This is a genomic window from Brevundimonas sp. (assembly GCF_036399195.1).
GTDB lineage: Bacteria > Pseudomonadota > Alphaproteobacteria > Caulobacterales > Caulobacteraceae > Brevundimonas.
Genome location: NZ_DASWNO010000020.1, coordinates 1 through 4,469, shown reverse-complemented (window position 1 = coordinate 4,469; position 4,469 = coordinate 1). Strand labels below are relative to the sequence as shown.

Sequence of the window (4,469 nt, the reverse complement as noted above, 5' to 3'; positions counted from 1 at the left end):
TCCGCGAACGATCGTCTCATAAGCCTGACGCGACCCCTCGATGAAGCGGCTCGGATCGAAGCCGGGATCGCGCGCCCGCAGGCTGGAGATCGCCGCCATGGTGATGCTGTCCAGCGGCGCGCGCTGAGCCAGGACCGGCGTCTCGCTGGCCGTGGGCGCGGGGAGCTTGGCGTCCTCCTGCGGCTGACGGCCGACGCGCTTGCCCAGCACATTGTAGAGCATGAACAGCACCACCGCGGCGATCGCGGCGAAAAGGACCATCTGGAATTGAGCCGGCAAGTCGGTGTCCTGGTCTTGGGGTGAGAGGTCTTGACGACGCATATAGAGACGTTGGACGCGCGGCGCATCCCCGCAATCAATGCCCCGGAGGGCGTGACGTTGCCGCACGGGCCGGGGTCTGATACTGCCCGCGCCTCAAAGACGGGGCCGAACGACGGCCTCATCGTCCGTAAACAGACCCGACAGCGCCCGCATGACCGACGTTTCTCCGACCGACAACGCCTTCGAAAACGGCCAGCCGCAGACCGGCGGCCCGCCCCGCGGCGGCTTCCGCATCCTGGCGCAATACGTTCGTGACCTGTCGTTCGAGAACCCCAACGCCCCGGACTCGCTGCGCATTGACGGCAAGCCGGCGATCGACATGGGCGTCGAGATGAACGCCCAGGGCCGCCCCGACGGCCTGTTCGAGGTCGAGTTGCGCCTGTCGATCAAGGCCTCGACCGACGCCATGACGGTGTTCAACGTCGAGCTTCAGTACGGCGGCCTGTTCGCCCTGCACGGCGTGGCCGAACAGGACATCGAGCCGCTGCTGCTGATCGAATGCCCGCGCTACCTCTTCCCCTTCGCCCGCGAGATCATCGCCCGCGCGACCTCCGACGGCGGCTTCTACCCGCCCTTCATGCTCGACCCCATCGACTTCGCGGGGATCTATGTCGCGCGGCAGCAGTCGATCGCGCGCGGGCCGGCGGATCAGGGGCAGGCGTAAAGCCCAACCACTGAACTTGTCCCTCCCCCTCCGGGGGAGGGTCGTCGTCGCAAAGCGACGAGGGGGTGGGGACGCTTCGGCAGGACGGGCACACCGGCGCTCGCATCGCCGCGCCCCTCCCACCCGGCTTCGCCTTCGGCTCAGCCACCCTCCCTCAAGCGGGAGGGAGAGGCATTGCGCCCTGGCCCCCTCAGCCCGCCTCCAACCCATATCCCGCCCACAGCGACCGGTCCTTCAGCGTTGCCTGAAGGAAGGCCCGGTGCGCCGCGGCCTCCGCCTCCGACACGCGTGAGGCCAGCGCCCGGGGGCGGGGGGGATAGCCCGCCGCGGCCAGCGCCGCGCTCGCGGCGACCGACGCGCGCGACGCCGACAGGTCCAGCCGCCGCTCCTTGCCGCCCTTCAGCTCCAGATAGACCTCGGCCAGCAGGCGGGCGTCGATCAGGGCGCCGTGCAGGCTGCGCTCGACCAGCGAAATCTTGAACCGCTTGCACAGCGCGTCCAGCGAGTTGGCCATGCCCGGAAACCGGACCTGCGCCAGTTGCAGGGTGTCGATCCAGCGGTCCTCGGGGAACAGCGCCCGGCCGCAGCGGCCGAACTCGTGGTCGATGAAGTTGCGGTCGAACTGGGCGTTGTGGGCGATGATCGGGGCGTCGCCGATGAAGTCGCAAAGGTCGATGACGATCTCGGGAAACTTCGGCGCGTCGCGGACCTTCTCGTCGGTGATGCCGTGCACCCGGATCGCGTCGGGCGGGATCGTCCGCTCGGGGTGGATCAGCCGGTGGAACATCCGCCCGGTCGGCAGCAGGTCCTCGATCTCGATGCAGCCGACCTCGATCATCCGGTCGCCGGTGCGCGGGTCGAAGCCGGTGGTTTCGGTGTCGAGGACGATTTCGCGGGCCATGGCCCTTAATGCGATGGTTCGCCGGCCGGCGGAAGACGGGGACGGGGCGATGTCCAGCCCGGGGCCAGAACCATCCCCACGATTTCCTCCACCCGCGCCCGCGCCGCCTCCAGCCCCTCACCGGTGTCGATGACGAAGTCAGCCCGGCGGCGCTTTTCCGCGTCCGGCAGCTGCCGCGCCAGAATGGCCTGGAACCGCTCGCGCGTCATGCCGGGACGGGCCAGCACCCGCTCGGCCTGCACCGCCGCCGGCGCCGTCACCACCACCACCGCATCGACCGCCGCGTCGCCACCGGTCTCGAACAGCAGGGGAATGTCGAGCACCGCCAGCCTGATCCCTCGCGCCTCCGCCGCCGCCAGATCCTCCAGCCGGCCCTTCAGCACCAGCGGGTGGACGATGGCTTCCAGACGCCTGAACGCCTCGCCGTCCCGGCCCAGCGCCTCCGCCAGCCGGGCCCGGTCCACGGCTCCGTCCACGACAACGCCGGGGAAGGCCTCGCCCACCCTTCCCACGGCCGCCCCGTCGGACGCGTACAGGCGGTGCACCGCATCGTCGGCGTTCCAGACCAGCGCGCCGGCGTCGGCGAACATGGCCGTCGTGGTCGACTTGCCCATGCCGATGGAGCCGGTCAGGCCGAGCACGATCACGCCGCCTCTCCCATCGCCGCCAGCGCCGCCGTCCGCACGTCGATGTCCGGCAGCGCCACGCCGAACAGCGCCTCGAACGACGGCCGCGCCTGGCCGATCAGCATGGCCAGTCCGTCCACCGTCGTCAGCCCCCGCGCCCGCCCGGCCGCCAGAAACGGCGTCAGAAGCGGCCGGTAGGTCATGTCCATCAGCACCGCATCTTTCGGCAGAAGGCCCTGGTCCAACGCCGGGTCCGCCGTTGCGGCGTTGACCACCAGCGCCGCCTCGCCGAGCCAGTCCGCCGTCGCAACCTCCACGCCCAGATCATCCGCCAGCGCCGTCGCCCGCGCTTCGGTGCGGTTCAGCACCCCGACCCGAGCGCCCGCCGCTTTCAGCGCCGCCGCCGCCGCCCGGGCCGCGCCGCCCGCGCCCAACACCACGACGATCCGCCCGGCCACATCCAGACTGGGCGCCTGCTCCGCCAACGCCGCCATCAGGCCTGCGCCGTCGGTGCTGTCGGCCCGCACCAACCCGCCGTCGAACAGCAGCAGATTGGCCGAGCCGCACCCCCGCGCGGTCTCACTGACTTCGTCGGCGAGCGCCAGCGCCTGTTCCTTGTAGGGAGCGGTGACGTTCAGGCCGCGCAGGGCGCCGCGGCGCCCCGCCTCGACCAGCGCGGCGAAAGCCTCGGCGTCTTCCGGCGCGAAGGCGTCATAGCGCGCGTCCAGGCCGGCAGCGGCGACCCAGGCGCCGTGGATGAGCGGGCTCAGCGAGTGGGCGATCGGCTGGCCGGCGACCCCCGCGACCATGGTCATGACCGCAGCACCCCGGCCCGCCTCAGCTCGGCCAGCACCGGCCACAGGGGCAGGCCCAGGACGGTGAAATAGTCGCCCTCAACCCCTTCGAACAGCTGCGCGCCCATCCCCTCCAGCCGGTAGGAGCCGACGCAGGCCAGCAGACCCTCGCCTTCGGCCGCCAGATAGGCGTCGAGGAAGGCGTCCGAGAAGTTCCGCACCCGCATGGTCGCCGTATCCACGCCCGACCACACGACCTGACCGTTCCGCGCCAGCGCCGCCCCGGAGTGGAGCTGGTGCGTCCGCCCGCGCATGGCCGTAAGCCGCGCCCGCGCCGCCGCGAGGTTCGGCGCTTTCGACTCCAGACCGCCGTCGAAGCTCAGGGTCTGGTCCGCCCCCAGCACCCAGGCGTCGGCGTCGTGGCGCGACACCGCCAGCGCCTTCACCCGCGCCAGCTCGACCGCCAGCCCCGCGGCGTCCGCCGGATCGTGCGTGGCCTTGACCGCGTCCTCGTCGACATCCGCGACCTGCACGGCGAACACCACCCCGGCTTCGGTCAGCATCGCTCGCCGCGCCGCGCTCTTCGAGGCGAGGATCAGGCGCTCCTCTGAGCCTCCCATCACCACGTCGTCCCCAGTCGCCGGGTGCGGCGTTCGTTCAGCACATTGATGATCGCCGCCGCCGTCTCCTCGACCGAGCGGCGGGTGACGTCGATCACCGGCCACCCGCGCCGTTCGAAGGCGCGCCGGGCCTTGACCGTCTCCTCCCGCACCGAATCGTGGTCAACATAGGCGCTGGCCCGCGTCGCGTTCAGGCCGTCGAGGCGGTTCTTGCGGATCTGCACCAGCCGGTCGGGCGACACGGTCAGACCGACGATCAGCGGGTTCTTCAGCTCCATCAGCCGTTCGCCGTCTTCCTGGCCCGGAACCAGCGGCACATTGGCCGCCCGGATGCCGCGGTGGGCCAGGTAGATGCAGGTCGGGGTCTTCGACGTCCGGCTGACCCCGCACAGCACCACGTCCGCGCTCTCCAGCTGCGCCGTCGTGCCCTGGCCGTCGTCATGGGCCATGGCGAAGTCTAGGGCGGCGATGCGGTTGAAATAGTCGGTGTCCAGCGCGTGCTGCGCGCCCACCCGGGTCGACAGCGCCGCGCCCAGATAGCGG

General features: G+C 71.2%; 6 protein-coding genes and 1 pseudogene. 1 reads left to right on the top strand and 6 read right to left on the bottom strand.

Features of this window, described 5'->3' with window-relative positions:
* Window positions 1-261 (bottom strand): annotated as a pseudogene (locus VGB60_RS01110) (Tim44/TimA family putative adaptor protein); the annotation flags it as partial.
* A gap of 211 nt (window positions 262-472) precedes the next feature.
* Here VGB60_RS01110 and secB point away from each other — a divergent pair.
* A complete protein-coding gene (gene secB, locus VGB60_RS01105) occupies window positions 473-985 on the top strand; it encodes a protein-export chaperone SecB (protein WP_331036445.1) in 513 nt (170 codons plus the stop codon).
* Between the two features lie 190 nt (window positions 986-1,175).
* Here secB and dnaQ read toward each other — a convergent pair whose 3' ends face one another.
* The 5 genes from dnaQ to ppsR all read right to left on the bottom strand — a co-directional run.
* Complete coding sequence (gene dnaQ, locus VGB60_RS01100; RefSeq protein ID WP_331036444.1) at window positions 1,176-1,886, bottom strand: DNA polymerase III subunit epsilon; 711 nt, start codon at window positions 1,884-1,886, stop codon at window positions 1,176-1,178.
* A 5-nt stretch (window positions 1,887-1,891) separates the two neighbouring features.
* Window positions 1,892-2,533, bottom strand: coding sequence for a dephospho-CoA kinase (gene coaE / locus VGB60_RS01095; protein ID WP_331036443.1), 642 nt, complete (start codon window positions 2,531-2,533; stop codon window positions 1,892-1,894).
* A complete protein-coding gene (locus VGB60_RS01090) occupies window positions 2,530-3,327 on the bottom strand; it encodes a shikimate dehydrogenase (RefSeq protein ID WP_331036442.1) in 798 nt (265 codons plus the stop codon). The genes coaE and VGB60_RS01090 overlap by 4 nt, the downstream gene beginning before the upstream one ends.
* Complete coding sequence (locus tag VGB60_RS01085; RefSeq protein ID WP_331036441.1) at window positions 3,324-3,926, bottom strand: Maf family protein; 603 nt, start codon at window positions 3,924-3,926, stop codon at window positions 3,324-3,326. Before VGB60_RS01085 ends, VGB60_RS01090 begins: the two co-directional genes overlap by 4 nt.
* Window positions 3,926-4,469: pyruvate, phosphate dikinase/phosphoenolpyruvate synthase regulator (ppsR, locus tag VGB60_RS01080; protein ID WP_331036440.1), on the bottom strand; the 544-nt coding region annotated here is incomplete at its 5' end. The genes VGB60_RS01085 and ppsR, both read right to left, overlap by 1 nt.